We start from the raw sequence: 25,618 nt of genomic DNA, 5'->3' as shown, positions 1-25,618 counted from the left end.
GGTATTTTGTACCCGTTCCCAAATCATTACCTTAAAAAGATAAAACATGCTGCAGATGCATCTGTTTTTTTTAATAAATTCACAAAATATTTATAATATCAATCATGACTCCACAAAAAATATGAGAAAAGGATTATTTTTATTATTAATCTCGTTTTTCGGTATCTTAAATATTAATGCACAGTCTATTTATTTCTATTACCTTGAAAAAAAGAACAATAATTTTGATAGTTTGGTTATAGCTGCCAATAACGAGACTGTTGATACAGTAAAGGCTATTAAGTCTTACCAGATTGCCGCGACCTATTTTACCCGGCAGGACATGGAAAATTATCAGAAATACCTGAAGCAGGGCATCGAAAATTCATCTAAAAGTCCTGTATACAGAGATATCGGACTTTATTATCAGTCGCTTGTAAATTATACAAAACCTGATGTTGTCAACCTTCTTGAAAAAGATTTCACAAACATAGAATCACTCCTGAAAAAATATAAAAGTAATGAAGCAAAGAAGATAAGAATCATTATGTTTCAGAATAAAGCATTATTCAGGATCATTCAGAATAAAGAAGTGGAATCGATGAATATTATCACAAACCAGGCAATACCGCTAGCCAAATCCCTGGGAGATTATGAGCTGACAGGAGCTTTATATAAAAGCATAGGCATTTTGTTTTACAATTCAAAAGATTATTCTAAATCAATAGAATACATGAGCCTAGCTGAAAATTCTATCAATAAACTAAAAAAGCAGACATCACAGTCCAAAGCAATTTTGGGAGAAGCTCTTTTGCTGAAAGCAGACGGACTGATCAGAGAAAACAAAATGTCTCAGGCAAATGCAGAAATAGAGAAAACTTATTCTATCATTAAAGACTATCCGGAATCCAATTTTTATTCGCTTTATTACTGCACTTTGGGATATTATCAGATGAAACAAAAAAACTATCCGGAAGCGGTAAAACTTTTTGCCACAGGATTGAACAATGCCGAAAAATATAAAAATACAGCTATTGCAGAAAGAATAAAGCTATTTGAAGGACAGCTTAACAGCGAACTGAAAAAGTATGGGAAATCCAACCAGATCTTTAAAGAGGTATATGAAAATACGCCCTTTCAAAAAAACAAACAGGAAGTTTTAAAAGAGCTTTCCAAAAATTATACCGCATTGAAAGACACAACAAAAGCCAACCTGTATGCTGAACAGTATATAGATTCTTTTGACAGCCTCAATACCGTTTCTATCCATAAAAACATTGCTGTTCTTGAAGCAAAATACAGAAAATCCGAAAAAGATAAAGAATTGGTTCAAAAACAGCTGGAAATCAGCAAAAAAAACAAATATATGTGGATTCTGGGGCTTGCCTCCCTGTTATCTGTATGCTTTATTATTTTAGGATTTTTAAATTTTAAAAAGAACAGAAAAATTTCGGAACAGCGAGAAATAAATCTTCAGCAGGAAATAAAGGAAATTCAGCAGAGAGAAGAATTAGCCCTTACAAAAGCTATCCTGGAAGGTGAAGAAAGAGAAAGAGCCCGTATTGCCAAAGATCTTCATGATGGTCTGGGAGGGATGCTTGCAGGCGTTAAAATAAATTTTTCTACATGGTCTTCAACCAACCTTGAAGCAGACCGGCATAAGGATTTTTATAAAATTTTAAACCAACTTGACAGTTCAGTTACTGAACTGAGGCATGTGGCCAGAAACCTGATGCCTGAATCCCTGTTGAGCTTCGGACTGGAAACCGCCCTTAAAGATCTGTGCGATTTTTATATCCGAAAAGATCTTAAAGTAGACTTTCAGCCTATTAACATCAGTAAGGATATGCCTTTATCCATACAGCTTAATATCTATAGAATTGCACAGGAATTACTGGCCAATTCCGTTAAACATTCGGAGGCTACCAACATACTGCTGCAGTGCTCGCAATCTGATGAAAACTTCATGATCACTATAGAAGATAACGGAAAAGGATTTAAGGAAGAGGATTACAGAAAGTCCAAAAGCATGGGGCTTCATAATCTTAAAAACAGGATTGATTATCTTAAAGGGAAGATGGAAATCAATTCGGATGACGAAGGAACAACTATTAATATTGAATTGAATACCAATGCAGTCTCATAAAATAAATATCGTTATCGTAGATGACCACCCTATCGTTATTGAAGGATTAAAAATGATGCTGAAAAGCCAGCCGTTTTTTAATATTTCAGAAAGTTTCACCTCCGGTTCGGAAATCATCAGCTTTCTCCGTTCAAATGAAATAGATATAATTCTTCTGGATATCACACTACCGGATGCCAACGGAACAGAACTTTGCCGGGAAATCAAGAAAATTTCACCAAGTACTTCTGTGATTATGTTCAGTAACCGTTCGGAAAGAAGCATTATTATGCAGGCTATACAGAATGGAGCCAGCGGATATATCCTTAAAAACACCTCAATAGATGAGCTGGTTATATGCATTAAAGGAGCCCTGTCCGGAGATATTGTTTTCTGTGAAGAAACAAAGCAGATCATCAGCAGACCTTCGCAGAATGACCTCCCTGTTCCAAGGATTACCAAACGGGAAAAACAGATTCTTCAGATGGTAGCCCAAGGTAAAACGAGCGCCATGATTGCCGAAGAACTCTTCCTCAGCCCTCTTACAGTGGATACACACCGCAAAAATTTACTGCAGAAATTTCAGGCCAAAAATTCTACGGAGCTGATTAACCGCGCTATGCAGCAGAATCTGATCGAGGAATAAAAGATATCATCTCACAAACCAATGCTCTCCATCCATTATCTTGAAAATTTATTTGAAGCAGTAAAAACAGCAGAACTTTTTATAAAAAGTAAGGCTTCAAAAACAACATAAAAATCTTATTTTCAGTAAATTAAACTGAAAACTATTATTTTAAAACGCTCTCTCTCCGTAACCGTATTTTTGCTTCACATTAATGTTTAATTTTACATCAATCTCTATTCCTATAATAAAGAAAACTGATATTTAAGATTAATACTCATTAAAAATAAGCACTATGGAAATTAAATTCAATTCGAAGGTTAGAAAATTATCAAGAAAAGATCAGTCGGTTCTGGTTGCCGGACAGTCTTCATTTAATGATGAAGGAAGTTCTGGGGGATCAGGCGGCGGGGGAACCAATAATGGAACCGGATCAGGAAGTGTAACTCTTATAAGAGTCTCAAGGTGCGTTTTCCAGAACCAATATACAATGGAATATATTACAGTTTGTTAACCCCTTTTTGAAAAAATATGAGAACACAATTTGAAAACAGCTTAAAAAAATTATCAAGAAAAGACCAGCAAAAGATCATTGCCGGCCACACTTCTCTTAGCAACGGAGGCAGCGAAATTGATATTGATGAAGGAAATGGCGGCGGGGGAACCAATAATGGCGGAGGATCCGGTAATGTGGTAAACCCCTGTCTTGTAAAAATAAACAAATGTCTTTCCTACAACAGATGCATACAACAAGACGTTCCGTTGTGCTAAAAGAATACTTTATCTTATATAAATACTTTTAATTAAGATAAATTTTCAGCATTTAATTTTTCAATATACTGAAACGGGGTAACTCCCGTTTTTTCTTTGAACGTCCGCGCGAATGATATTCCACTTTTGTATCCTACGATGCCTGCCAATGCCTGGGTAGTATAGTTCCGCAATTTTTTATCTTCAGAAAGTTCCTTCAGTATATAATTGATTCTTAGCTCATTGGTATACTCGCTGAAGGATTTTTTCATATACTTATTAATGGTCTGGGAAAGATAAGTAGTATTGGTATTCAGTTTCTTAGCCGCAAAAGCCTGATTATATTCCTGTTTAAGGTAAAGCTTTTTTTCTTCCAGTTCCAGCAGCTTCTCCATGATTTCAGCTTCTTTTTCGTTGCTTATTGTAAAGCTGTTTTTATTTTGTGAACCGGTCAGGCTATTATTTTTCACCTGCAGCAGTAAATCATCCAGATTCTTTTCGAGTTTTTTCTTTTTCCTGATCTGAAAAAACAGATAGCCAGAGATACACCCTATTAATATGATCAGAGCAATAATAAGAAACAGCCGGTTTCTGAGTAAGGAAGAGCTTTTACTGATCTCATCATTAAGATTTTTAGAATTGATCTCCCTGTAAATATCCGCAATATTCTTTTTTTCTATTTCTGAATTTTTCTTGTACAGCTCTATGAACTTTTTATTATAAAACTCTACAGAATCTGTCTTTCCTTCTTTCAGGTAAATTTTGGCCAGATAGTCCTGGGCAAAAATATAATCTGTATTCGTCATAGAATCTTTCTCCATAGTATGGGACATCTGTAGGAAATTCTGCTTCGCCTGTGCATAGTCATCAGATTCATAAAAATTGACTCCCAGATTATACTTAATATTAAGGGTTTCATCTTTCAGCTGCAAAAGATTATACATATCAAGACTCTTTAAATAATACCCGGAGGCTTTAGTATAATTTTTCTTTTTATTATTCAGCGTACCTAATTTCAGATAGGTTCCGGCCAAAAGTTTCTTATCTTTTGAAGAATAAAGCAGGTGGTTAAAATTATTCAATGCACTGTCACCATAGCTTTTGTTTTTTTCTGGATCAGAAATATATTTATCAGAATACAGATGTCCAAGATTGGAAAACACAGTATTATAAATGATTTCATAGTTCTCCTGATCATACAGCCGCCTGTTCTCCTTTAAAAGTTTGAGAACTTCACGGGTTTCTGTAATGGCATCATCAGTCTGTTTTATATTAAGTTTTACAAAAGCAATATTCCCTTTAATTTTTATATGCTGTTTGATATCATTATTCTTCTGGGCAAAATAATCTGCTTTTACGAACTTTTTTAAAGCTTCGTCCGGATGCTGGTTGGCCATATCCGTATTGCCCATAATATTATAAATATGAGACAGATTTGTATAATTGTCTTCCTGCTCCGGTATTTTCTTCAGGTAATTATTAATTTTTGGAAGATATAGTTCAGCATCATTTTCCTTACCGGTAATGGTAAGCAGGTATCTTTTTGCTGTAAATGCAAATGCAAGATCGGCATCATTTTTTGAAGAAAGTACCTTATCTACATACATTAATGCACTATCTGTTCCTATTTTCTGATAAACAAAGAATTGCTGTTTGTAAAATTCTATATCTTTTTTATTTTGCGAGAAAGCAGATATAAATACAATTAAAAATAGGCTTATTGTAATTTTTCTCCACATTTGTTTGGGAATAAAAGTGAATACCAATATACTTAATTTAGTCCTGATATATAAAAATTTTGATGTACAATTTCAACGATAAATATTAAAATTATTGATATAGCAAAAGCTACAGAACAGAAAAGGTTAATTTATAAAAACAAAAAACCGCTTTAAAAGCGGTTTTTATCTATAATAAGTAAATATTCTTATAATTCTAAGAAGCTGTAATCAATAGAAGCTACCAACGGGCCTGCTCCCACCATCTTTTTCGTTCTTACAATTTCGCCGTCTATCCAAAGATTCACTACCAGTTCTGAGTCTGCATCCGGAAGATCTGCTTTAGCATCAAGGTTTAACTGTGCCTGGCTGGAATTTACAAAGAATTCACCGCTTGCCCATGTAGTTCCTACAGGATCAAAGATATCAGTTTTGGTTGTTCCTACCTGTGTTACAATAGCTCTGATCACTCCTCCGGTAGTTGTTTTCACTTCAAACTGAACAACATGATCTGCAAATTCCTCGTCGTCGTTGTCCTTTTTACAAGAATTCAACACAGTAACTACCGAAAATAATAGAACGAATAAAAAAGAAAGTCTAAGTAAACTTTTTGATTTGTAAAATTGCTTCATTTCTCCAAATAGATTTTTAATGTTTCAAATATAAGTTTTTTATTAATATAAAAATAATTTTTATGATAAATTTCCAACAAAGTTTTCCAAATAATATCAAATCAGCAAAAAGCACAATTACGCTATCAGTCTATATCTTAGCATGCATTCCTCTCGCCGGTTAAGGATCAAAAAGGTGCTTCCGTTTTAGATTTACAATATGATTTATTAATTATATTTGCTGTATGAATTTAGATTATATTGTAAGAGAACCGGAACATATCACCCCAAATACAACCGTCCTTTTTATGCTTCACGGCTACGGCAGTAATGAGCAGGATCTTTTCAGCTTCAGGGAGACTCTTCCTGCTGACTGGCTTATTATAAGCTTCAGAGCACCAAGAGACACCCAGTTTGAAGGATATTCCTGGTTTGATATTGATTTCAACAACCCAGAAAATTTTATTGACATTTCCCAGGCTAAAGAATCTTTAGACGGAGTGCTCGAAAACATATTGAAAATTGTCAATCATTATGGAGTTACTGAAGGCAAAGTTCATTTATGCGGTTTCAGTCAGGGGGGAATATTATGCTATGCATTGGCATTGAAACATCCTGATCTGTTCAATTATGTAGCCTGCCTGAGCAGCTACCCTGAGGAAAAACTTCTGGATGGCATTGTAAAAGACAAAAAGAAACTGGAAAAACTCCGTTTCTTCGTATCCCACGGAACAGATGATGCTGTTATCCCGATGGAATGGGGAAGAAAGGCAGCAGACCTTCTTTATGACCTGAGCTGTTATTTTACGTTCAGAGAGTATATGAGCGGACATGGTGTGAATCAGAAGAACTATATGGATCTGATGGACTTTTTCTCAAAATAGCTTTAATTCATTTAAAATTATTTTAACGGATATCACTACTTCATTGTAGTTTGTATAAACATTCCTACATTTGGAATGTTTTTTTATTGACATTAGGGATTATTTCAGTAAATTCAGTAAATGAAACTTAAGCTTTTTTTACTAGGATTATTCTTCAGCATTTTTATAAATGCACAAAATTCTTTTGAGCTGGTTAATGTGAAAAAAGCAGTCATCCCTTTTAAGCTTATCAATAATCTTATCTTCATTCCCATCAATGTTAATGGTGCCGAGCTTACCTTTATGCTTGATACCGGGGTTGCGGAAACCATTCTTTTCAGTCTGGAAAATAAAGATGTTAAATTGCAGAATATAGAAAAGATTAAATTTTCAGGCCTTGGAGGCAATGTAAGTATTGATGGATTTAAATCTGACCGTAATACTGCCAAAATAGGTGATAATATCATCAATTCCTCTATGATGCTGTATATTGTTATAGATGAAGAATTCAACATTTCATCTCACATAGGAATTCCAGTGAATGGCGTTATCGGATACCATTTTTTTAAGAATCATCCTATTTCCATAGATTATACATCAAAAAAAATAACAGTCTATCAGGATGCTGACCTGTTTACAAAGAAAATCCGAAAGTTTGAAGAGCTTCCTATGAGTGTGGAAAATGACAAGCCTTATGTGAATGCTGATGTAGAAATGACTAATACAAAGAAAAACTCAAAGTTATTGATAGATCTTGGCAACAGCGATGCAATATGGCTCTTCCCTACTCTTATTAAAGATTTTGTATACAACAGACCTAATATTGATGATTATCTGGGCCGTGGATTCAACGGAGATATTTTCGGTAAAAGAAGCCGTATCCATAATTTTTATCTGGGAGATTTCAAATTCGAAATGCCACTCACCGCAATGCCTGATGAGTATTCCATTCAGCACGTAACCCTGGTGAAGGACAGAAAGGGATCTGTAGGAGGTGAAATAATGCGTAGATTTTCAGTCGTTTTCGATTATAAGGGCGGAAAAATATACCTGAAAAAAAACAGAAATTTTAATGATCCTTTTCATTTCAATATGAGTGGATTAGATTTTAAACAGGACGGTCTGGAATGGCAGGAAGACAAGGTAAAAATCGAACCTAAAAAATTATCCGAAGCCAACAACGAAATTTCCGTGATCAATAACTTTCAGTATAAATTTACTTTAAAGCCTGTCTTTTCGGTAGCAGGCGTAAGAAAAGATTCACCGGCATTTAAAGCAGGGCTGAAGAAAGATGACCGTATTATGACCATCAACGGAAGCCGGACTTCCGACATGAGCATGGAAAAAATTATGGAAATGATGAAATCCGAAGAAGGCAAAAATATCACCATGGTAATTCAGAGAAAAAATCAGGAAATGACCTTTAGTTTTGTATTGGAAGATCCTATCCCCTATCAAGAATAAAATATGAAGACAGAAGAAAGCACAATAGATAAAATAAGGACCCGCCCTAGATTCAAGATGTTCACGCACCTTACCAAAGAAGAGTATGCGGAGAATCTAAAAAAATATCTTGCCGACCATAAGGATGAATTTTCCGGAAACATCAATAAGGAAGTAGCTACGATATATGTGGAAACAAAATATGACAATTACTGGAAGCCAAGGCTTTCTTTACGGATAGAAATTGAGGACGATGAAACAGCGATACGGGGAGTATTCGGTCCCAGTTCTGCAGTATGGACTTTCTTTATGTTTCTTTATTTTTCCTTTTCTATTCTGTGGATGACTTTTTTCACCATGTATTACGTGGAAAAGCAGATAAAAAGCGCTGAGTTCCCGTGGGCCCTGAGCGCTTCATTTATTATGTTATTCTGTATTTTTCTTACTTATGCAGCTGCCAGATTCGGACAGCACAAGGGAAAAGAAGAAATGCTTAAGCTTAGAAAATTTGCAGAAGAATCTACTTTACAGTTTGAAAAAAAAATTAATTAGCAGGCACTTCTTCAGGTTTTTCATTCTGAACCGGAGCCATAGCTTTGGCTGCTTTAATAGAATCTGATACTTTTTCCCTGTTATCCTGTTCTTTGATCATTCTGTCTACATGAGGTTCCAAAAGTTGAGTCATTTCCTCCACTGAAATATTATTGGCATTGGGATCATCCAAAAGCTTTCTCCAAGGTTTTCTGCCACCCCATTTGTAATCCCCGAATACCATTACAGGTGTTCCTTTTGCCTTGGTTGTTGCACCTCCCGGATTCAGAATCCAGGTATCTGCATACGAATAAAGCCATTGTGCATCTTTCATCAACAAGCGTAAACATGAATGGGATGCCGGATACCCCGGAAGATCATACTGATGCCATCCAATACCTCCAACATTATGAATATTGAAATTATAAGGAAGCTTCCACTCGCTGCTCACCGTTGAAATGGAAAGTTTCTTTTTCCAGTTGGCAAAAGTAAGTCCGCGTGTTGTCTGGGCAGCCTTTTTCCCCATACTTGTCGGTCCCCATTTCACCAGGCTTCCGTTGGAATAGACTCCGTAAGCCTGTATAGGATAGGAAAATATCACAAACTTTTTCACACCGCTCAATATATCAAGTTGCATCGGAAAAGGCGAATATTCCATAAGTGTTGTATCGATCTTTGCCGGAACCACCAATGTATCAGCATTCCATCTATTTTTAGAATCAAGTCTGTTTAATGCCAGAATAGCATACCGCTCTTTCTCGCTATATTTTTTGCTGAACTCTGCATATACAGAATCCCTGAGCTTTTTATCTTTGGGAAGAACAAAAGCATTATAAAAACCATTTTCCTGCATTGCCGGAGGTACAGATTCTTTTTTCACCACAGAATCCTTTTTAATGGAATCTTTTTCCACTGCAGGTGTTTCTGATGATGAAACTGTATCTTTAAAAGTATCGCTTATTTTTTCAATTTCTTTCTTACATGAAATCAGCATTGCAGCACAGAAGAGGGCATATAAAAATGACTTTTTCACAGGCGTGTTTTTCATAAATAAAATCGGCTATTTAGTTTGACTATCTTGTGCAAATATCAGACCTAAAATTGAATCACAAAAGACATTATAAAAAATACCGTAAAAAAACGGTATCAAAGCATATTGGTTTAGAGCAATTTATTGGTTTTAACATAGTCCAGAGCTTCTGCAATATTATTTACTCCAATTTTTTCGAAGAGTTTTTTCCTGTGAAATTTTACAGTATCAGCAGAAATAAATAATTTTTCTGCAATCTCATTAATAGTAAGTCCGCTTGCATAAAGACTAAGGATCTCATATTCTCTTTGGGAAAGCTTTATTTTTTCATCCCGTTCCCATTTACTAATTTCAGGATCATATTTCCAAAGTTCATCCGAACCTTCCCTGCTTATCACAATATTTCCGGCTGAAGTGCTATTGGAAAGTGAAACGATGCATAATGCTTTCCAGATCTGCCCTTCTTCTGTAAGAAACATAGGAGTAAGTTTATGATTGACCAGAATCATATCCTTTTTACCATTCAGAAGATAAAAATCATATGAAATAGAATACAGTTTTCTCTCCTGCACAGGAATCCCTTCATAAAACTCAAATCCGGCTTCATTGATTTTAATTAACAGTTCAACATCTTCAGGTTTTACATTCTGAAAATAAAAAGCATAACCTAGCTCTTTCACTTCTTCTGAGGATTTCCCACATAAAAACAACGGATTATCAGATACATAATCGAAAGCTCTGGTCTGATAGTCTATAACATACAGACTCTGATAAGTAAGTCTTGAAAATGCCTTTACAGCTTCCAGATAATCCCCCATCTGGCTGCGGTCTATCTCAGCATCACTGCGAACTTCATTCTTATCGTTAAAAAATCTGTTAATTTCTTCCATACATTTTTACAAATCAATAAAGTACTACCCAAAAGTGTAGTATTTTTCATTCATAAGCAAATCTACACAAAAGTGTAGTGGAAATCAAACTACCGTGATCTAATTTTGTTAAAAATAACCATCAATTCTGTATCAAAGAAAATAAATTAACAACCTGAAAATGAAAAACATTTATTTTTATTCGCTATTTATTTTCAATACAGTTTCTGTTATTTTCTCTTTCAATTTCAAAAGATCCCAACCCAATATATATATCAACAACCATGAAATAAAGAAGCTGCCTGAAAATGATTCGGTCAAAGTTGAAATAAATTTCATCCATCAAGTTTTTATCGTAAATAAACTTAATCCATAGGGGTTAATTCAGACTGAAAATATTAACAACGGCCGAATTAAAGCAGCCCTTAAAGATCAGCATCTTAGAATTTCTACAAAAAAACACACAAACGATTGAAACATCATATTGCTGGTCTTATTACTGTCTTTAAGGCAGTAATTTTTGTTTATGGAATGGCATTTGGGCTTAATCTCACGCTCCAGACAAATCAATTTCAAACAAACTGAGTTCAGCATTATGATAATGTCCGGGAAGACCGTCTGTATCTTTCAGCTGTACCAATCCCAGAAAATTAAATCCGCATTTTTTATAATGATTGATTAAAGGAATATTTTCACCAACAGTATCCATCCTTATGAACCGTTTATTGTGCTGTTTTGAATACTTTTTTGCCCAGTTCACAATTTCAGTAACCATATTTTGACCTCTGAATTCCGGATTGGTTGCAATGCGATGAATATATATTGCAGGGTCAGAATTTTTTTCACCCCAGATCTGCGGATCACTGAAAGCTACGGCCCAAATGCAGGCTATTTCATTATTTATTACGATTTTCCATTGTCTGTTTTCGTCAATTTCAGTTTCTATCATACTCCTTTCAAATTCCGGCCACAATACAATATTTTTCGTCTTTTGAAAGTCGGTTGCCAAACGGTATAGTCTGAAAATTTCTTCAATATCCTTTCGGTTGCTGTTTTCTATAATCATATTTTGAGCTTGATGGGTTATTCAAACAAAATTAGAGATAAAAAATAACTCTGTACATCTTAACAATACTGTAATACTGGGAAATATTCAGATACGAAGCTGTTTTTGTTTAATTTTGTCTCATGAGTTTTTTATTATTGGTGATGTACACGGGTGTTTTTACACTTTGGAAGAAATGATAAGACATTGGGATGCAGATCATGAAACCTTAATTTTTCTTGGAGATTTAATAGATAGGGGCAATTACAGTTCAAAAGTTCTTGAAAAGTGCATGGAACTTCAGAGATCTTACACTAACTGCATTGTTTTAAAGGGAAACCATGAGTATGAGTTCATTGAGTATTATGACAAAGGTGAAAACCTTAACTGGACCCGGCAGTGCGGAGAGAAAACACTGCATGATTTTGATCAAAATAATATTGACCACAAAAAAATCCGGAACTGGTTTAAATCACTTTCTCTAAAATACGAAACAGATTTTCTGATGATCACACACGCTGGAATATCAGAAACAGATAATCCTTACAATGAAGATCATGATGACAGTGTGCTATGGAATAGAAAAAGCCTGAAAAATATTGGTAAACTACAGATACACGGACACACTCCCTTGAAAAATGCTGAACCTTTATTTAACCAAAATTCAAACTCGGTTAATATAGATACTGGAGCAGTCTACGGATATGGATTGACAGGGTTAAAAATCTCCGGTGATTCATCAATCCTTGAAGTGATCAATATCCCAACCGATATCCGGGATACATTGGAAACTTTTATCTAGATTTGCTTTCAACTACAAATAACAGAATACTATGAAAAAAATTGGCCTGGTAGGCGGAATAAGCTGGGTATCCACGTTGGATTATTATAAATTCATCAATGAAGGGGTCAATGCCAGACTGGGAGGCCTGAATGCAGCTGAATGCATGGTATATTCTCTAAATTTCGGAGATGTTCAGGCACAAGGATGGGTAAATTCTTTTGAGCTCTTGCTTAATGCCTGCCAGCAGCTGAAAAACACGGGGGCAGAAAGCATTGTTCTATGTGCAAATACAGCTCATCTGTTCGCAGACAAACTTCAGGATAGTATAAAACTACCAATCATTCATATCGGGGCAGAAACTGCAAAAGTAATACGCTGCGCAGGATTAAAAAAGGCCGGGCTGTTGGGAACAAAGTTTACCATGGAAATGGATTTCTACAAAGATAAGCTTGAAGAATATGGCCTTGAAGTACTGATTCCGGAAAATCAGGAAACAAGAGATTATATCCAGCATACTGTAAAAGAGGAACTGGGAGTGGGATTCATTAATCCTGAAACTAAAGCTAATTATATTTCTATTGCAGCAGATCTTATCAGCCGTGGTGCAGAATGCATTATCCTGGGCTGTACGGAAATCCCGATGTTGATCAGCCAGGATGACTTTACAATTCCTGTTTTTGATACTACAAAAATACATTGTGAGTCTATTGTGGAGTATATTGTTTCGTAATTCTTCCAGAATGTTTTAAAGTAGTATAATAAAGACTTTCTTTTTAAAGACAATTTATTGCAAATAAAAACCCCTTCAAATAATTGAAGGGGGTTTAAAGATCTTGCGATCCGGACGGGACTCGAACCCGCGACCTCCGCCGTGACAGGGCGGCATTCTAACCAGCTGAACTACCGGATCAATTTTTTTAAAAAGAAATTGAGAAAACTTCTGCGATCCGGACGGGACTCGAACCCGCGACCTCCGCCGTGACAGGGCGGCATTCTAACCAGCTGAACTACCGGATCTAATTTTTTTAAAAGTAAATTATAAAACTTTTGCGATCCGGACGGGACTCGAACCCGCGACCTCCGCCGTGACAGGGCGGCATTCTAACCAGCTGAACTACCGGATCATTTTCTGTTGTTGTAAAGAACGTTGTTTCTTTTTTGTGATTGCAAAATTACACCTTTTTTAATTACCTGCAAATTATTTGTTAAAAAAATACCTCCCAAAAATGGAAGGCATTCATTATCAAAGTTATTTTTTTTATAAGTGTGCGCTTAGTTTTTCAGCGATTACCTCTTTTGGAGCCACACCAACTAATTTATCAACCACTTCACCGTTCTTAAAAATCAGAACCGTAGGGATATTTCTGATGCCGTACTGCATAGAAATTTCCTGATTGTTATCTACATCAACTTTCCCTACTACTGCTTTTCCTTCAAAATCTGATGCTACTTCTTCGATGATTGGTCCTAAAGTTCTGCATGGTCCGCACCATACTGCCCAAAAGTCCACCAATACCGGCTTATCTGATTTTAAAACCGTGTCCTGAAATGAGCTGTCCGTAATTTCTAAAGCCATTTTGTTTCTTTTATTTAAATTAATATTATATTCTTATTTCAATCCTTAATCGGATGTTCAAAATTACGATATTTAAGCAATAAGACTATCTATGCTCAACATTTGTTTTTTCTATAGTAAAGTCTTTTGAAATTTCTTCCAAAGCTGTCACCAAAGCATCTATTTCTTCTTTTGTCGTCATGTGGCTGAAAGAGATACGCAATGGCGTACAATGATCCATTTCATCCTCTGTAAGAACCATCATCATTACCATAGAAGGTTTGGATGCCCCTGAAGAACAGGCACTGCCCTGAGAGATTGCAATTCCTTTCATATCCAGTTGAAGCCCGATCAATGGGTTTTTGTATGGAAGCAAAGCACTTAAAACCGTATAAAGGCTGCTTTCCTTCTCTGCACTTCTTCCATTGAATTTAATTCCCGGAATCACTGCGGAAAGCCTTTCTATTGCATAGTCTTTTATTCCCTGCATATGGCTGGTGTATTCATCCATATGAGCTAAAGAAAGTTCCAGTGCTTTTCCAAGACCTACGATACCGGCTACATTCTCAGTTCCTGCTCTTAAACTTCTTTCCTGAGGTCCGCCTGTAATAATTCCTTTCATTCCTGTTGATTTTCTGATGAAAGCAAAACCTACTCCTTTCGGACCGTGGAATTTGTGGGCACTGCATGAAGCAAAATCCACCATGATATCAGAAAAATCAAGATTCATATGGGCCATTGTCTGTACCGTATCTGAATGGAAAAGAGCATTATTTGCCTTACACAATTCAGCAATTTTTTTGATGTCTGCAATATTCCCGATCTCGTTATTGGCGTGCATTAAACTTACCAAAGTCTTTTTATCGGAAGCTTTCAGTAATTCTTCCAGCTTGCCAAGATCAATATCTCCTTTTTCATTAGGACGGATGTAGTTTACCTCTACTCCTTTTCTGCTTTTCATATCCAGAATACTTTCAGAAACACATTTGTGTTCCAATGGTGAACTGATGATCCTTTCAACGCCCAAATGTTCTACACTGGATTTGATGATCATGTTATTCGATTCTGTTCCGCATGAGGTAAAGATAATCTCCGCAGGAGTTACATGAAGATACTCTGCAACCTGTCTTCTCACGTTTTCAATAAGAATCTTTGCTTCCTGTCCAAAACTGTGGGTAGAAGACGGATTCCCGAAATTCATCTTCATGGTACCAACCATTGCGTCTATGACTTCTTCTGAAAGAGGAGTTGTTGCAGCGTTATCTAAATATATTTTGTTCATTTTTATTTTGAATATTTTAATTCTACTGAGGTAAACTGATAATCTGAAGGAACAGCAAAAATAAACCAAGGGTTTGAAAGTACCTGAATTTCCATTCCGCCCGATCTTTCTGCCGGAACTTCCACATACAGTACATTATTCTTCACCGATGCATTTTTGATACTGGTAATTCTATGGCTGCCCGATCTGAAAGTTCCCATATGGTACATAACCACTTTTTTATTTCTCGGAAAATCCGGATAATTGACAGACGGCTCTTTTTTCAATCCTATAAGACCGAAACTGCCTTTAATAGCGTTACGGAATTCTTTTTCATTCTTAATAATAGTAAATCCGGCTTCATCTGTACCTCCCTGCGACTCGGAAACAAGCAGCTCTGCATTTCCCGGCATATCGGATGCTCTTTGAGATGGTATGGCTGTACAGTTCATCAAGATTGCAGTAGATAAAACAAGCAGTCTTTTCATTATTACATTTTTACCACCCAAAATTAGTGAAAAAATTGGTAATGACCCTCATTTGCCCACTTAAGCATCTGGCGGTCTCCGGAAGTATCTCCGAAAGCGATTATTTTATCGTATTTAGTGTCGTGAATTTCTGCTTTTATTCTCAGAAGTTTTTCTTTTCCGTTGCAGTTTTTGCCAATGAAATTTCCTGTAAAAACACCATTCTTAAACTCTGCACGTGTGGATATCAGCTGCATCTGCAGCTTTTCAGCAAAAGGCTTTACCCAGATATCCAGCGATGCGGTAACCAATAAACTCTGTGTATTATCCCTATCGATATTTTTTATAAAGTCCAGGGCGTTTTCCCTTACAATTTTTGGATAATGGTGTTCGAAAAACTGTTTGGATTTCATTTCGATCTTTTCCTGGGTCTGCCCTTTCAGAATAGATCCTATAAAACTTTTTTTTACTTTCTCAGCTTCGGCAAGCTTTAACTTTAATAATATAAAAAGAGGAACATGTCTCAAAAATTGTATCCTGAATTTGGTAGAATCATAGAATTTAAGATACATAAACATCGTATCCTTATACGTCAGGGTTCCGTCAAAATCAAAACAATACAATTTTTTCATTTTTACTAAAGCTTTAATTTTTTAAATATAAATTCAGGAATATTCCTGATAATCAACATAATAACACTCCAGACAGGCAAAACATATGCTACATTCTTCTGCTTTTTGAAAGCTTTATAAATACATGCTGCCGCCTGCTTCGGTGTTGCAGTCAGTTTTGGATTCAAAGGCAGTCCTTCCGTCATTTTTGTGGCCATGAAGCCCGGTTTTACAGTAAGAACATGTACTTTTTTCTCAAAAAGATAATTACGGAGTCCACTCAGGTAGGCCGTAAATGCTGCTTTTGCACTTCCGTAGATAAAATTACTCTGCCTCCCACGGTCTCCAGCTACTGATGACAGGCCGATAATCGTTCCTGATCTTCTGCTTTCAAATTTTTGGGCAAAAAAGTTCATTACCGGGATCAATTTTGAATAATTGATACTAATGATTTTTTCCGTATTCCTGTTATCATAAAGACCTTCCTCGGTTCCGTCTCCTAAATATCCCACGGCACAAAATAATACATTTGAACTGACATGATCAAATTTATTGTAATCAATCTCTTTCATCAGATCAATTTCAATTACTTCAGACTGCTGCAGAAACTTTACATCAATATGTCTTGCAAACCTCTCTGTAGTTTCTTTACTTGAGGTAAAAAGATATATTTTTTCAAATTTTTCTCCTTCCTGCAAAGCTTTTTCAACAAAAGCCTGCGCCACTTCAGATGTACTTCCCAGAACTATCATGATGCATTATTGTTTATGATTCTTTTGTGCTGTAAAGACACAAATTTTGAACTTTGAATATTTTTAAGGTAATTCGTGAGTGAAGATCTGCTCATGCTGTCTTTGGTAAGATATATTCTTCCCCCAAATTGCTGCACAATATCATCCAGCTTCTCTACCAGCTTCTTCAGCTTTGAATTGACCTTAAAATCGAGAGCCAGCGTATAGCCTTCAAACGGGAATGAATTATAAGCTTCCGGGTTATTCTTGCCGAAAAGCTTTAAAACAGCTAAAAAAGAACCGTTTCCGCTTGCTGCAATAGTTTCAAGGATCTGTTTCATCCCTTCTTTACCGGCTTCTTTAGGAATTACCATCTGATACTGGATGAAGCCTGATTTACCATAAATTTTATTCCAGTCGTTGATGGCATCCAACGGATAGAAAAAGGTTTCGTAATCAATAAAGTTTTTAACTTCTTTTTTCGTCTGTTTTTTATAGTACAGAAGATTGAATATTTTTACCGTCAATGCATTCAACACAAACCCAGGAAAATAAAAAGGGACTGTAGGCTGCAGTTTTTTCTTCAGTCTTAATGGCTGTTTTGCAAGGTTTTGCGGAAGTTCATGCTGAAAAGCGTGTTCTCCTCTCATCAAAATGCTTCTTCCCAGGTTTTTGCCCTTCTGAAGGCAGTCGATCCATGCTACCGTATACGTCCAGTTTTCACTTTCTTCAAAGAGCCTGAAAATTTCATCCAGATTCTCTGCTTTTATGCTTTCCTGGCGTATGTAGGCGGATTCTATATTTTTAAGCTTAAATTTTACAGTAAGTATTATCCCGGTAAGCCCCATTCCTCCAATGGTAGCCCAGAATTTATCTGAATTTTCTTCTCTGGAACATGTTATGATATCTCCGTTTTCAGTCATCAGTTTAAATTCAGTCACATATTCTGAAAAACAGCCTTCTGCATGGTGATTTTTACCATGAACATCAGAAGCAATAGCTCCTCCTACCGAAATAAATTTTGTTCCGGGTGTTACGTAAAGAAAATATCCCTGCGGAACCGAAATTTCAAGCACATCTGAAAGCAGTACTCCGGATTCGCATTCTATAATCCCGTTGAGACGGTCGAAGCTTATAAATTTATTCAGTTTTTTGGTTGAGAATATGGATTCTCCCAGGGAAGCATCACCATAACATCTTCCGTTACCTCTTGCAATAATTTCGTTATGATTGAGTACAAATTCTTTTATTTTTTTGAAGCTGTCCTCAGATCTCATTTCTTTTTCTACAATGGGGAAATTCCCCCAGTTTGTAACTTTCTGTGTGAAATTCGGCTTCATTTTTTAAAATAAATCTGGATTAAAAATGCAGCTACCCAAAGCACTAATGTTATCTGGATATACCGGTCTCTGTATACAATTTTAGTAGGAGATTCTGTTCTGTTGTATACCAATGTCTGCTGCAGATATCTTAAAAATGCAAAGACTACAAATATGACGGTATAGAAAACTCTTTCATGGAATCTTGCCTGGACTTCAGGTGAGAGTGTAAACATAAGATAGCAGACAATAGCCAGTGTCACTGAAATAGATAATGCAATATCTGCAAACTGTACATTATATCCGTCCAAAGCTTTTCTTGTTTTCCCGGAAACCTGTGCATTGATGAGTTCTCCTCTTCTTTTTCCGATAGCCAAAACAAGGGCAAGAACAAATGTCAGTAAGATTGCCCACTGCGAAATCCCTATTTCTGTAATGTAACCTCCGGCGAGAACCCTGAATACAAAACCTAAGGCAATAATGAATATATCTATAATAGGAACATGCTTAAGCTTGAAGGTATAGGCAATGTTAACTACAACATAAAGCCCAATAATGGTGGCGAACTTCCATAATGGTTTGTGGAAATAAAGCTGTGCAAGAAATACAAGGGCAACATCAACAATAATAAGTCCTGTAAGAATTCCCAGAGCTTTGGATTTTGAAACAGCTCCGCTTGCAAGAGGACGTCTTCTTTTTTCGGGATGCTTTCTGTCTGCTTCTATATCATTATAATCATTAAGGATATAGACAACACTTGCAGCAAGGGAGAAAATAATAAACGCAAAAATGCTTTTAGTAAGTAGGTCTAGATTTGTAATATTTCCGGAAAAGAACAGAGGGACAAAAACAAACAAGTTTTTCACCCATTGCTCCACACGGAGGAGTTTAAGATATTTCTTCATTTATGCTATTTCGGTTACAAAAATAGTGAATTCAAAATTTACAGCATAAAAATACAAAAAAAACCGCCGAGGCGGTCTTTTACGAAAATATTTATATAATTAAATTAATTACTGCCCTTGCTTGGCTTCATTAATCATTTTTTCATTAGCAGTAATGGCAAATTCCACTCTTCTGTTTTTAGCTCTTCCTTCGTCTGTATCGTTTGTAGCTACAGGCATAGATTCTCCTTCCCCTTTTGTAAACATTCTGCTGGATGCAATTCCTTTTCCTGATAAATAAGCTTTTACCGCATCTGCTCTTCTTTGAGAAAGGTTCAGGTTATAAGCATCAGTACCTTTACTGTCTGTATGACCATAGATATTGATATTTGTATCAGGGTTATCAGCAAGAACTGTTGCTAATTTATCAAGGTTGGTCTGAGCAATAGAAGTTAAATTTGAAGAGTCAAAAGCAAAGTTCACAATGCTTTCGTTCATGGTAATCTTGATACCGTCTCCTACTCTTTCTACTTCAGCTCCAGGTAAAGTTTCTTTAATCTGCTTAGCCTGCTTATCCATTTTATTACCGATCACGTTACCCGCAACACCACCGATAATACCTCCTAATACAGCTCCTAATGCTGAGTTTTTACCACTTCCTACATTATTACCCAAAATACCTCCGATTACAGCTCCTGATGCAACACCTACTGCTGTACCTCTCTGCTGGTGGTTAGAATTCTGAACAGCTTCACAGCTGGTTAATAATAATGCTGATGATAAGAAAAGAGCTCCTATATATGTTTTAGTAAATTTCATTTTTTTGATCTTTTATATTGATAAATTATTTCATTCCTGTTCTCTGGAAGTTGTAAACAACCTGTACTGTGCTTCCGTCGAATGGAACGTTCTGTACAAGTGAAAACTGGTCTGTAGACTGGTTAGTAATCGTTAAAGAATACCCTACAGTATTTTGCTTAGCTTTAGTTCCTTCAGCGATTTTTTTGAACATGAAAGTATTGCCGTCTTTTACTTCAAATTTGATTGGCTGTGTAAGGCTTGGACAAGCTCCCCCACCGTTTAAAGTATAGGCACCGGTGTAGTTATTTGGAATTAGTCTCCAATGACTTCCTACAAAACACTGAGCATCTGCTCCTTCATCAAAAGGCTTGATTTTAAACCCTTTCTCGTAGTCTACGCTTACAATCTGCCAATCCCCTTTTAATTTCAGGTATTCGGCTCTCTGGTTTTGAGATGTTTCTGCTTTTTTCACTGAGGAACAAGACACTGCAAAAAGTGATGTTCCAATCATCCCTGCAAGTAGTAACTTTTTCATTTTGTTGTTTATTATTTTGTTATTTATAAAGTTACAAAAAACCGTGCCAAATTGAATAATAAAAATAAAAAAAGTCCGAAAATTTCGGACTTTAAATGCTTTCTCCTTATATACAGGGAGATATATTATTTTTTAACAGCCTTTTTTACGGATTTCGCAGGCTTATTACTGCTTGATGATTTTCCGTTATAGAAATTGGTATAGGCATATTCCGCTGCTTTTTGAAGATCTATAACACCTCCCGCCTGAGAATATTCAGGGAATTTATTATCTGCATTCGGATTGCTGCTCTTTACAAGTGCTTCAATAATCTGATTAGGCTTCAGAGTAGGCATGTAAGCCAATAATACAGCTGCTGCCCCGGCTACTACCGGCGATGCCATGGAAGTCCCCTGAAGATATTTATATTCATTTTTAGGCACTGTAGAATAGATTTCTTCACCCGGTGCGAAAACATTGACCATTTTCTTATTATAGTTAGAGAAATCTGCTCTAAGCTCATTATTTCTGTTGGTACTTGCTCCTACAACCAATACATTGTTTACAAATGGGGTTTCATCTGCAACACTTTTAAAGTTGGTAGGATAAGCCAAATGTTCAGCAACATCTTCATTTTCGTTACCTGCTGCTTTTACTAAAAGAACGCCTTTGTCTTCAGCATATTTAAATGCATCCCATACTACACTTTTTCCAGGGGAAACTGGTTTTCCGAAACTCATGTTTAAAACTTTTGCCCCATTGTCAACCGCATACCTGATTGCATTGGCAACGTCTTTATCTCTTTCATCTCCGTTTGGAACAGTTCTTACAGACATAATTTTAGCAACTTTAGAAGCTACACCATACTGTATTTCTTTACCCTGAGGAAGTCCTGCAATGATTCCTGAAACGTGCGTTCCATGTTCTGCATCCGGCCCTTCGTAGTCATTATTTCCGTAGTTTTTCTCAGAATAATCATCATAATTATCCCCTACAATTTCTTTTCTTGTATCATAAGCTAGATCATATTGTTTTGATGCAGGAGTAAAATGATCTATTGCTTCTTTCATCTGCTCTTTCATCAGCTTTTCAAAATCTGCGGAAGATTTTCCTTTAAATTCAGGGCTTTGAGAAACCTGCCCAAGAACCTGAAGCGCAATAGCATCTTTCTGATCTGTTGGCGGCTTAATACCTTCCAGTGTTTCAGCTGTAACAGGCTTACCTCCCAACAACTTTACCATGTTCGGAATGATACTGTTGATCATGGTATATGTCTGCAGCCCTTGTTTAGATTCTACACTTTTTTTGTTGAAAAGATCTTTAGATTTCATATACATTGCAAATTCTTCCGGCATTTTTGCCTGGTTTGCTTTGTTCTTTGTAGAATCATCTCCTTCAAAAACAGGTTTATATTTGGCAACAACCCTTGTTACTTCCATATTGTCGATATCAACATCGCCATTCTTCCCACCGATAAAATTCCAGCCGTGTACATCGTCGATATATCCGTTTCCATCATCATCTTTTCCGTTTCCGGGAACTTCATTAGGATTTGACCATATATTTTTTACAAGTCCGGGGTGATCTACCTGAACACCACTGTCTAAAACTCCTACAACAACTGTTTTAGGCTTAAGACCTTTAGATTCCAAGTATTTATATGCATTTGCAGTATTTACTCCGTATACTTTTGTTGTAGAAAAATCTTTATGATACCATGTCATAAGATCTTTATCTTCTTTTGGATCAACGCTCTTAGCCTGAGCCTGCTGAGCATAAGAGAAACTAAAACCTGCCAGAAAAACAGCAGCCAGTAATACCTTTTTCATATGATGATATTTATTTTGTCTAAATTCATATGTAATTGCCATTTTCATTGATCAATCTCCGGGAAATTTCATTAACGGCAATTTCATGTTAATATGATTGTTTAATATTTTTTATATAAGTCAGAGATTCAGGCCCTTTGTTACAAATAAGGTCCAAAACTGACAAATCCTCCAAAAATCCTAATTTATCAGAGAAGGTCTGGTAATATTCCTCCATTTGAAATTCTGAAGGATGCTTAGCCGAAAACTTTTCTCTTAAATTTATACTTTCCGGATTTTTGATATATTCTTCATTCAAAGACTGTGCCTTTTCTGTTTTAAGAATCTGCTGTATAATTTCTAAGCCTTTTATATTGAAATCAATCAGAAATTTCTCTTTCAGATCATATATTTTTCTGAACTTATCTTCATAATATTCAAAGTAAGGCGAGCTTTGATAAGCAGTTTTAAGAGATTTCCAGTGAAGGTTTCTCCAGTCTTCCCTGTAAGAGATCTCAATATCTTTATATTCCCTTTTACCGTTATGATTGATAGGAATTATTAATGAAAGTTTTCCATTTGCGCCATAGATATTGGCTCTATTTCTATAGGTTTGTTTAGGGAAATTTTCAAACTGTTCAAATATAATCTCATTTTCAGGGTTTAAAAACACTGAAAACCATGAAACCGGGGGCATATAAAATACCGGCAATAATACATTCGTCATATTCATAATGCAAAAATGAAGTATTTTTTCAAATACTTCATTCTATTTTAAGTTTTAATTTTAATTATACCTCGTCTTCTGTTTTTTTCTTTCTGAATAATTTCATGAAATACTCCCAACCGAAGAATAGAATAAGGATCATGGCAGCAATCCACCAGTAAGAAGTTTTATTGGCTTCTCCTGTGTTGGTCGCCTTAAACATTCTGTCCCAACGGATCTTTTTAGGAGCCTGATAAGTTGAGCTTGCATCAGCAAATGCTCCCTGTATACTTAACCATGTAAACATTGGCTTTCCTACAATATTTTCTTCCGGAACAAAACCAAAGAATCTGGCATCAAGTGAAGCGTCTCTGTTATCTCCCACCATCATATAATAATCCTGTTTGATAGTATATTGAGTAGCTTCTTTACCATTAATGAAAATTTTCCCGTTTTTGTTTTCCAGGCTGTTGTGTTCATATTCAGAGATAATCCATCTGTATTCAGGCAGGGTTTCCTGATTAAGCGTTACAACGTCTCCTTTTTTAGGAATTTTCAAAGGTCCGTACCAGTCCTGATTCCAAGGTTTGTTGATCGGGAAAATCGACTGTGTAGTATCTATTCTTGTTTTTGCTTCATCTCTATAATATACTGCAGCTTCTCCTTTTGGGGTAACATCCTCTTTCATATCAACAACCTGAGGAAGTTCTCTGATTTCTTTAGCTGTTTTGTCTGTCAACCCCTGGAAAGCATAAATATACCCTTCTTTTTCACCCTGAATTTCCTGTACAGGTAAGAATCCATAAGTATTATACAATGAAGGAATATCCAACTGGCTCCCGGTATTCACAATATATCTGTGCTGTACTTCCTGATCACCCAAAACTGTTTCCGGTTTTCCGTTAACAAAAAGTCTTCCGGCTCTCATTTCAAAAGTATCTCCTGCCGCTGCCACACATCTTTTAACATAAGGATCTTTTCTGTCGATCGCTGTATGCACAGAATCCTGGGGATAATTAAATACTACCACATCATTTCTCTGAGGCTTGCTGAACTGGAAAATTCTTGTGTAAGGAAGTTTTATTCCATCCACATAAGATTTTGGATCATCTTTAGGATTCCCTTTCTGTCCGGTATCCATAACAGTTCCCTGTAGGAATGGTATAGCCACAGGACGCATAGGCATTCTGTACCCGTAGCTCCATTTGTTTACAAAAAGGAAATCACCTACCAAAAGTGTTCTTTCCATAGATCCTGTAGGAATTCCAAATGGCTGTGTTACGAAAACGTGGATAATGGTCGCAAACACAACAGCAAAAGTAATAGATCCAATGAATGTATCTTTCTTTTTTGCAGTTTTCTCTTCATCTGTAATAAACAGGTCGTTCGCATCTTCATCTTCTATTTCCGCATCTTTAGAATAGTTCACGGTAGCCATATAGATAAATGGCAGGATCACTGTAAGAAGCTGGTGCTGAAAAAGGTTTTTCCCAAATTTCTTCATTAAATAAATATGGAAAACAGACATCATGATAGGTCCTACTATCGGAAGATAAGACAGGATAGCCCACCATTTCGGATGTTTGGTTTCTTTTAATATAATGAAATAATTGTAGAAAGGTACAAAAGCCAGTAACGGATTATATCCCATCTTTTTGAACAGCTTCCAGGTGGAAATCCCCATTAATACGGATAAAATGAGAACATATACTGTATAGGTTAAAAAATAATTCATAGTTTTTTGTGCTATTCTAAATATATAAATGATGAGTAATAAATGGTTACAGCGCTCTGCTACTTATTATTTACTATTCATCATTTCCTTTTATTGGTATGCAATTTAAAGAATTTGTTACAAACTAAAGCCCCAAAACGTCTTTCATGGTGAAGTTTCCTTGTTTTCCTTTAATCCATTCTGCAGCAACTACAGCACCAAGCGCAAACCCGTTTCTGTTAAAGGCAGTATGTTTTATTTCAATCTCGTCCACTTCGCTTTTATAATAAACGCTATGAGTACCCGGAACTTCATCTTCACGGATCGCGAAGATTCCCAATTCCTGTCCCTGAGTTTCTTCCAGTTTCCAGGCGTTAAATTTAGGATTATTTTTAATGATACCTTCAGCTATGGAAATCGCTGTTCCGCTAGGAGCATCTTTTTTATGGATATGGTGAATTTCTTCCAGCTGACAAGAGTATTCATCCACATTTTTCATAATCTCAGCTACTTTTTCGTTCAGAGCGAAAAATAAATTCACACCTAAACTGAAATTAGAGCCGTATAGAAAAGCACTTTCATTATCTACAGCAATTTTTTCAACCTCTTCTTTTTTCTCCAGCCAGCCTGTGGTACCGCAGATCACCGGAACTTTATTTTCAAGGCATGCTTTGATATTATCATAAGCCACTTCAGGTAATGAAAATTCAATGGCTACATCCGGATTATTAAGATTTTCAGCTGTTGGAGTTTCTTTCAGGCGGGCTACTACTTCATGGCCTCTTTTCTGTGCGATCTCATCAATGATCTTCCCCATTTTACCGTATCCAACTAATGCTATTCTCATGTGATATTCTATTTTATTATGGTCTCA

At 36.1% G+C, this 25,618-nt stretch carries 27 protein-coding genes and 3 tRNA genes; 9 read left to right on the top strand and 21 right to left on the bottom strand.

Annotation, left to right across the window (positions count from 1 at the left end; genetic code table 11):
* Positions 1–121: 121 nt before the first annotated feature.
* The 4 genes from ACQWU4_RS14650 to ACQWU4_RS14635 all read left to right on the top strand — a co-directional run bounded on the left by ACQWU4_RS14650 (position 122) and on the right by ACQWU4_RS14635 (position 3,500).
* Entirely contained in the window at positions 122–2,125 is a 2,004-nt protein-coding gene (locus ACQWU4_RS14650) for a tetratricopeptide repeat-containing sensor histidine kinase (protein WP_429936488.1), read from the top strand.
* Positions 2,112–2,750 (top strand): response regulator, encoded by a 639-nt coding sequence (locus ACQWU4_RS14645; RefSeq protein WP_429936487.1) that lies wholly within the window; start codon positions 2,112–2,114, stop codon positions 2,748–2,750. The genes ACQWU4_RS14650 and ACQWU4_RS14645 overlap by 14 nt, the downstream gene beginning before the upstream one ends.
* Positions 2,751–3,024: 274 nt before the next feature.
* Positions 3,025–3,243 carry a hypothetical protein gene (locus ACQWU4_RS14640; RefSeq protein WP_429936486.1) on the top strand — a complete coding sequence of 73 codons (219 nt, stop codon included), beginning with the start codon at positions 3,025–3,027 and terminating at the stop codon, positions 3,241–3,243.
* A 17-nt stretch (positions 3,244–3,260) separates the two neighbouring features.
* Positions 3,261–3,500, top strand: coding sequence for a hypothetical protein (locus ACQWU4_RS14635; protein ID WP_429936485.1), 240 nt, complete (start codon positions 3,261–3,263; stop codon positions 3,498–3,500).
* A 32-nt stretch (positions 3,501–3,532) separates the two neighbouring features.
* Here the strand turns inward: ACQWU4_RS14635 and ACQWU4_RS14630 are convergent, their stop codons facing one another.
* Both ACQWU4_RS14630 and ACQWU4_RS14625 read right to left on the bottom strand, forming a co-directional pair.
* On the bottom strand, positions 3,533–5,218 hold the full coding sequence (locus ACQWU4_RS14630) for a helix-turn-helix domain-containing protein (protein ID WP_429936484.1): 1,686 nt from the start codon (positions 5,216–5,218) through the stop codon (positions 3,533–3,535).
* Between the two features lie 188 nt (positions 5,219–5,406).
* Complete coding sequence (locus ACQWU4_RS14625; RefSeq protein ID WP_429936483.1) at positions 5,407–5,829, bottom strand: hypothetical protein; 423 nt, start codon at positions 5,827–5,829, stop codon at positions 5,407–5,409.
* A 224-nt stretch (positions 5,830–6,053) separates the two neighbouring features.
* Between ACQWU4_RS14625 and ACQWU4_RS14620 the strand changes: the two genes are divergently transcribed.
* The 3 genes from ACQWU4_RS14620 (at position 6,054) to ACQWU4_RS14610 (ending at position 8,666) form a co-directional block, all read left to right on the top strand.
* On the top strand, positions 6,054–6,692 hold the full coding sequence (locus tag ACQWU4_RS14620; protein WP_429936482.1) for an alpha/beta hydrolase: 639 nt from the start codon (positions 6,054–6,056) through the stop codon (positions 6,690–6,692).
* Between the two features lie 120 nt (positions 6,693–6,812).
* The gene (locus tag ACQWU4_RS14615; protein ID WP_429936481.1) at positions 6,813–8,135 is read left to right on the top strand and encodes a PDZ domain-containing protein; all 1,323 of its coding nucleotides are present in this window, start codon (positions 6,813–6,815) and stop codon (positions 8,133–8,135) included.
* 3 nt (positions 8,136–8,138) lie between these two features.
* Positions 8,139–8,666: a hypothetical protein gene (locus ACQWU4_RS14610; protein WP_429936480.1), complete on the top strand. Its 528-nt coding sequence runs from the start codon at positions 8,139–8,141 to the stop codon at positions 8,664–8,666.
* On the opposite strand, the gene ACQWU4_RS14605 is transcribed toward ACQWU4_RS14610, so the two are convergent.
* The 3 genes from ACQWU4_RS14605 to ACQWU4_RS14595 all read right to left on the bottom strand — a co-directional run bounded on the left by ACQWU4_RS14605 (position 8,659) and on the right by ACQWU4_RS14595 (position 11,610).
* Positions 8,659–9,693 (bottom strand): L,D-transpeptidase, encoded by a 1,035-nt coding sequence (locus tag ACQWU4_RS14605; protein WP_429936479.1) that lies wholly within the window; start codon positions 9,691–9,693, stop codon positions 8,659–8,661. The genes ACQWU4_RS14610 and ACQWU4_RS14605 overlap by 8 nt on opposite strands.
* Before the next feature lie 113 nt (positions 9,694–9,806).
* Positions 9,807–10,565: a response regulator transcription factor gene (locus tag ACQWU4_RS14600; protein WP_429936478.1), complete on the bottom strand. Its 759-nt coding sequence runs from the start codon at positions 10,563–10,565 to the stop codon at positions 9,807–9,809.
* 529 nt (positions 10,566–11,094) lie between these two features.
* Positions 11,095–11,610 carry a GNAT family N-acetyltransferase gene (locus ACQWU4_RS14595; protein ID WP_429936477.1) on the bottom strand — a complete coding sequence of 172 codons (516 nt, stop codon included), beginning with the start codon at positions 11,608–11,610 and terminating at the stop codon, positions 11,095–11,097.
* Positions 11,611–11,725: 115 nt separating this feature from the next.
* Between ACQWU4_RS14595 and ACQWU4_RS14590 the strand changes: the two genes are divergently transcribed.
* Positions 11,726–12,391: a metallophosphoesterase family protein gene (locus ACQWU4_RS14590; protein ID WP_429936476.1), complete on the top strand. Its 666-nt coding sequence runs from the start codon at positions 11,726–11,728 to the stop codon at positions 12,389–12,391.
* A 31-nt stretch (positions 12,392–12,422) separates the two neighbouring features.
* On the top strand, positions 12,423–13,103 hold the full coding sequence (locus ACQWU4_RS14585) for an aspartate/glutamate racemase family protein (protein ID WP_429936474.1): 681 nt from the start codon (positions 12,423–12,425) through the stop codon (positions 13,101–13,103).
* A gap of 106 nt (positions 13,104–13,209) precedes the next feature.
* Here the strand turns inward: ACQWU4_RS14585 and ACQWU4_RS14580 are convergent.
* The 16 genes from ACQWU4_RS14580 to dapB form a co-directional block, all read right to left on the bottom strand.
* Positions 13,210–13,283 (bottom strand) — tRNA-Asp (locus ACQWU4_RS14580).
* Between the two features lie 33 nt (positions 13,284–13,316).
* Positions 13,317–13,390 (bottom strand) — tRNA-Asp (locus tag ACQWU4_RS14575).
* Positions 13,391–13,423: 33 nt separating this feature from the next.
* Positions 13,424–13,497, bottom strand: a tRNA-Asp gene (locus ACQWU4_RS14570).
* 134 nt (positions 13,498–13,631) lie between these two features.
* A complete protein-coding gene (gene trxA / locus ACQWU4_RS14565) occupies positions 13,632–13,949 on the bottom strand; it encodes a thioredoxin (RefSeq protein ID WP_027374941.1) in 318 nt (105 codons plus the stop codon).
* An 85-nt stretch (positions 13,950–14,034) separates the two neighbouring features.
* The gene (locus tag ACQWU4_RS14560) at positions 14,035–15,210 is read right to left on the bottom strand and encodes a cysteine desulfurase family protein (protein ID WP_429936473.1); all 1,176 of its coding nucleotides are present in this window, start codon (positions 15,208–15,210) and stop codon (positions 14,035–14,037) included.
* 2 nt (positions 15,211–15,212) lie between these two features.
* On the bottom strand, positions 15,213–15,677 hold the full coding sequence (locus ACQWU4_RS14555) for a hypothetical protein (RefSeq protein WP_429936472.1): 465 nt from the start codon (positions 15,675–15,677) through the stop codon (positions 15,213–15,215).
* A 23-nt stretch (positions 15,678–15,700) separates the two neighbouring features.
* Positions 15,701–16,288: an HAD family hydrolase gene (locus tag ACQWU4_RS14550; RefSeq protein WP_429936471.1), complete on the bottom strand. Its 588-nt coding sequence runs from the start codon at positions 16,286–16,288 to the stop codon at positions 15,701–15,703.
* A gap of 5 nt (positions 16,289–16,293) precedes the next feature.
* Positions 16,294–17,019: an SDR family NAD(P)-dependent oxidoreductase gene (locus ACQWU4_RS14545; RefSeq protein WP_429936470.1), complete on the bottom strand. Its 726-nt coding sequence runs from the start codon at positions 17,017–17,019 to the stop codon at positions 16,294–16,296.
* Positions 17,016–18,338, bottom strand: a complete 1,323-nt coding sequence (locus ACQWU4_RS14540; protein WP_429936469.1) for an FAD-binding protein — start codon at positions 18,336–18,338, stop codon at positions 17,016–17,018. Before ACQWU4_RS14540 ends, ACQWU4_RS14545 begins: the two co-directional genes overlap by 4 nt.
* Positions 18,335–19,222 (bottom strand): decaprenyl-phosphate phosphoribosyltransferase, encoded by an 888-nt coding sequence (locus tag ACQWU4_RS14535; RefSeq protein WP_429936468.1) that lies wholly within the window; start codon positions 19,220–19,222, stop codon positions 18,335–18,337. Before ACQWU4_RS14535 ends, ACQWU4_RS14540 begins: the two co-directional genes overlap by 4 nt.
* A 108-nt stretch (positions 19,223–19,330) precedes the next feature.
* Positions 19,331–20,020: an OmpA family protein gene (locus tag ACQWU4_RS14530; RefSeq protein WP_429936467.1), complete on the bottom strand. Its 690-nt coding sequence runs from the start codon at positions 20,018–20,020 to the stop codon at positions 19,331–19,333.
* 25 nt (positions 20,021–20,045) lie between these two features.
* Positions 20,046–20,537 carry a hypothetical protein gene (locus ACQWU4_RS14525; RefSeq protein WP_429936466.1) on the bottom strand — a complete coding sequence of 164 codons (492 nt, stop codon included), beginning with the start codon at positions 20,535–20,537 and terminating at the stop codon, positions 20,046–20,048.
* A gap of 125 nt (positions 20,538–20,662) precedes the next feature.
* Positions 20,663–22,345 (bottom strand): S8 family serine peptidase, encoded by a 1,683-nt coding sequence (locus ACQWU4_RS14520; RefSeq protein ID WP_429936465.1) that lies wholly within the window; start codon positions 22,343–22,345, stop codon positions 20,663–20,665.
* 88 nt (positions 22,346–22,433) lie between these two features.
* Positions 22,434–23,057, bottom strand: coding sequence for a WbqC family protein (locus ACQWU4_RS14515; protein WP_429936464.1), 624 nt, complete (start codon positions 23,055–23,057; stop codon positions 22,434–22,436).
* Between the two features lie 58 nt (positions 23,058–23,115).
* Complete coding sequence (gene lepB, locus ACQWU4_RS14510; protein WP_429936463.1) at positions 23,116–24,765, bottom strand: signal peptidase I; 1,650 nt, start codon at positions 24,763–24,765, stop codon at positions 23,116–23,118.
* 124 nt (positions 24,766–24,889) lie between these two features.
* Positions 24,890–25,591 (bottom strand): 4-hydroxy-tetrahydrodipicolinate reductase, encoded by a 702-nt coding sequence (gene dapB, locus ACQWU4_RS14505; RefSeq protein WP_429936462.1) that lies wholly within the window; start codon positions 25,589–25,591, stop codon positions 24,890–24,892.
* Between the last annotated feature and the right edge of the window lie 27 nt (positions 25,592–25,618).

Source organism: Chryseobacterium sp. MIQD13 (assembly GCF_050496705.1).
Taxonomy (GTDB): Bacteria; Bacteroidota; Bacteroidia; order Flavobacteriales; family Weeksellaceae; genus Chryseobacterium.
The sequence above is the reverse complement of the archived record's forward strand: the minus strand, read 5'-3'. Positions and strand labels throughout refer to the sequence as shown.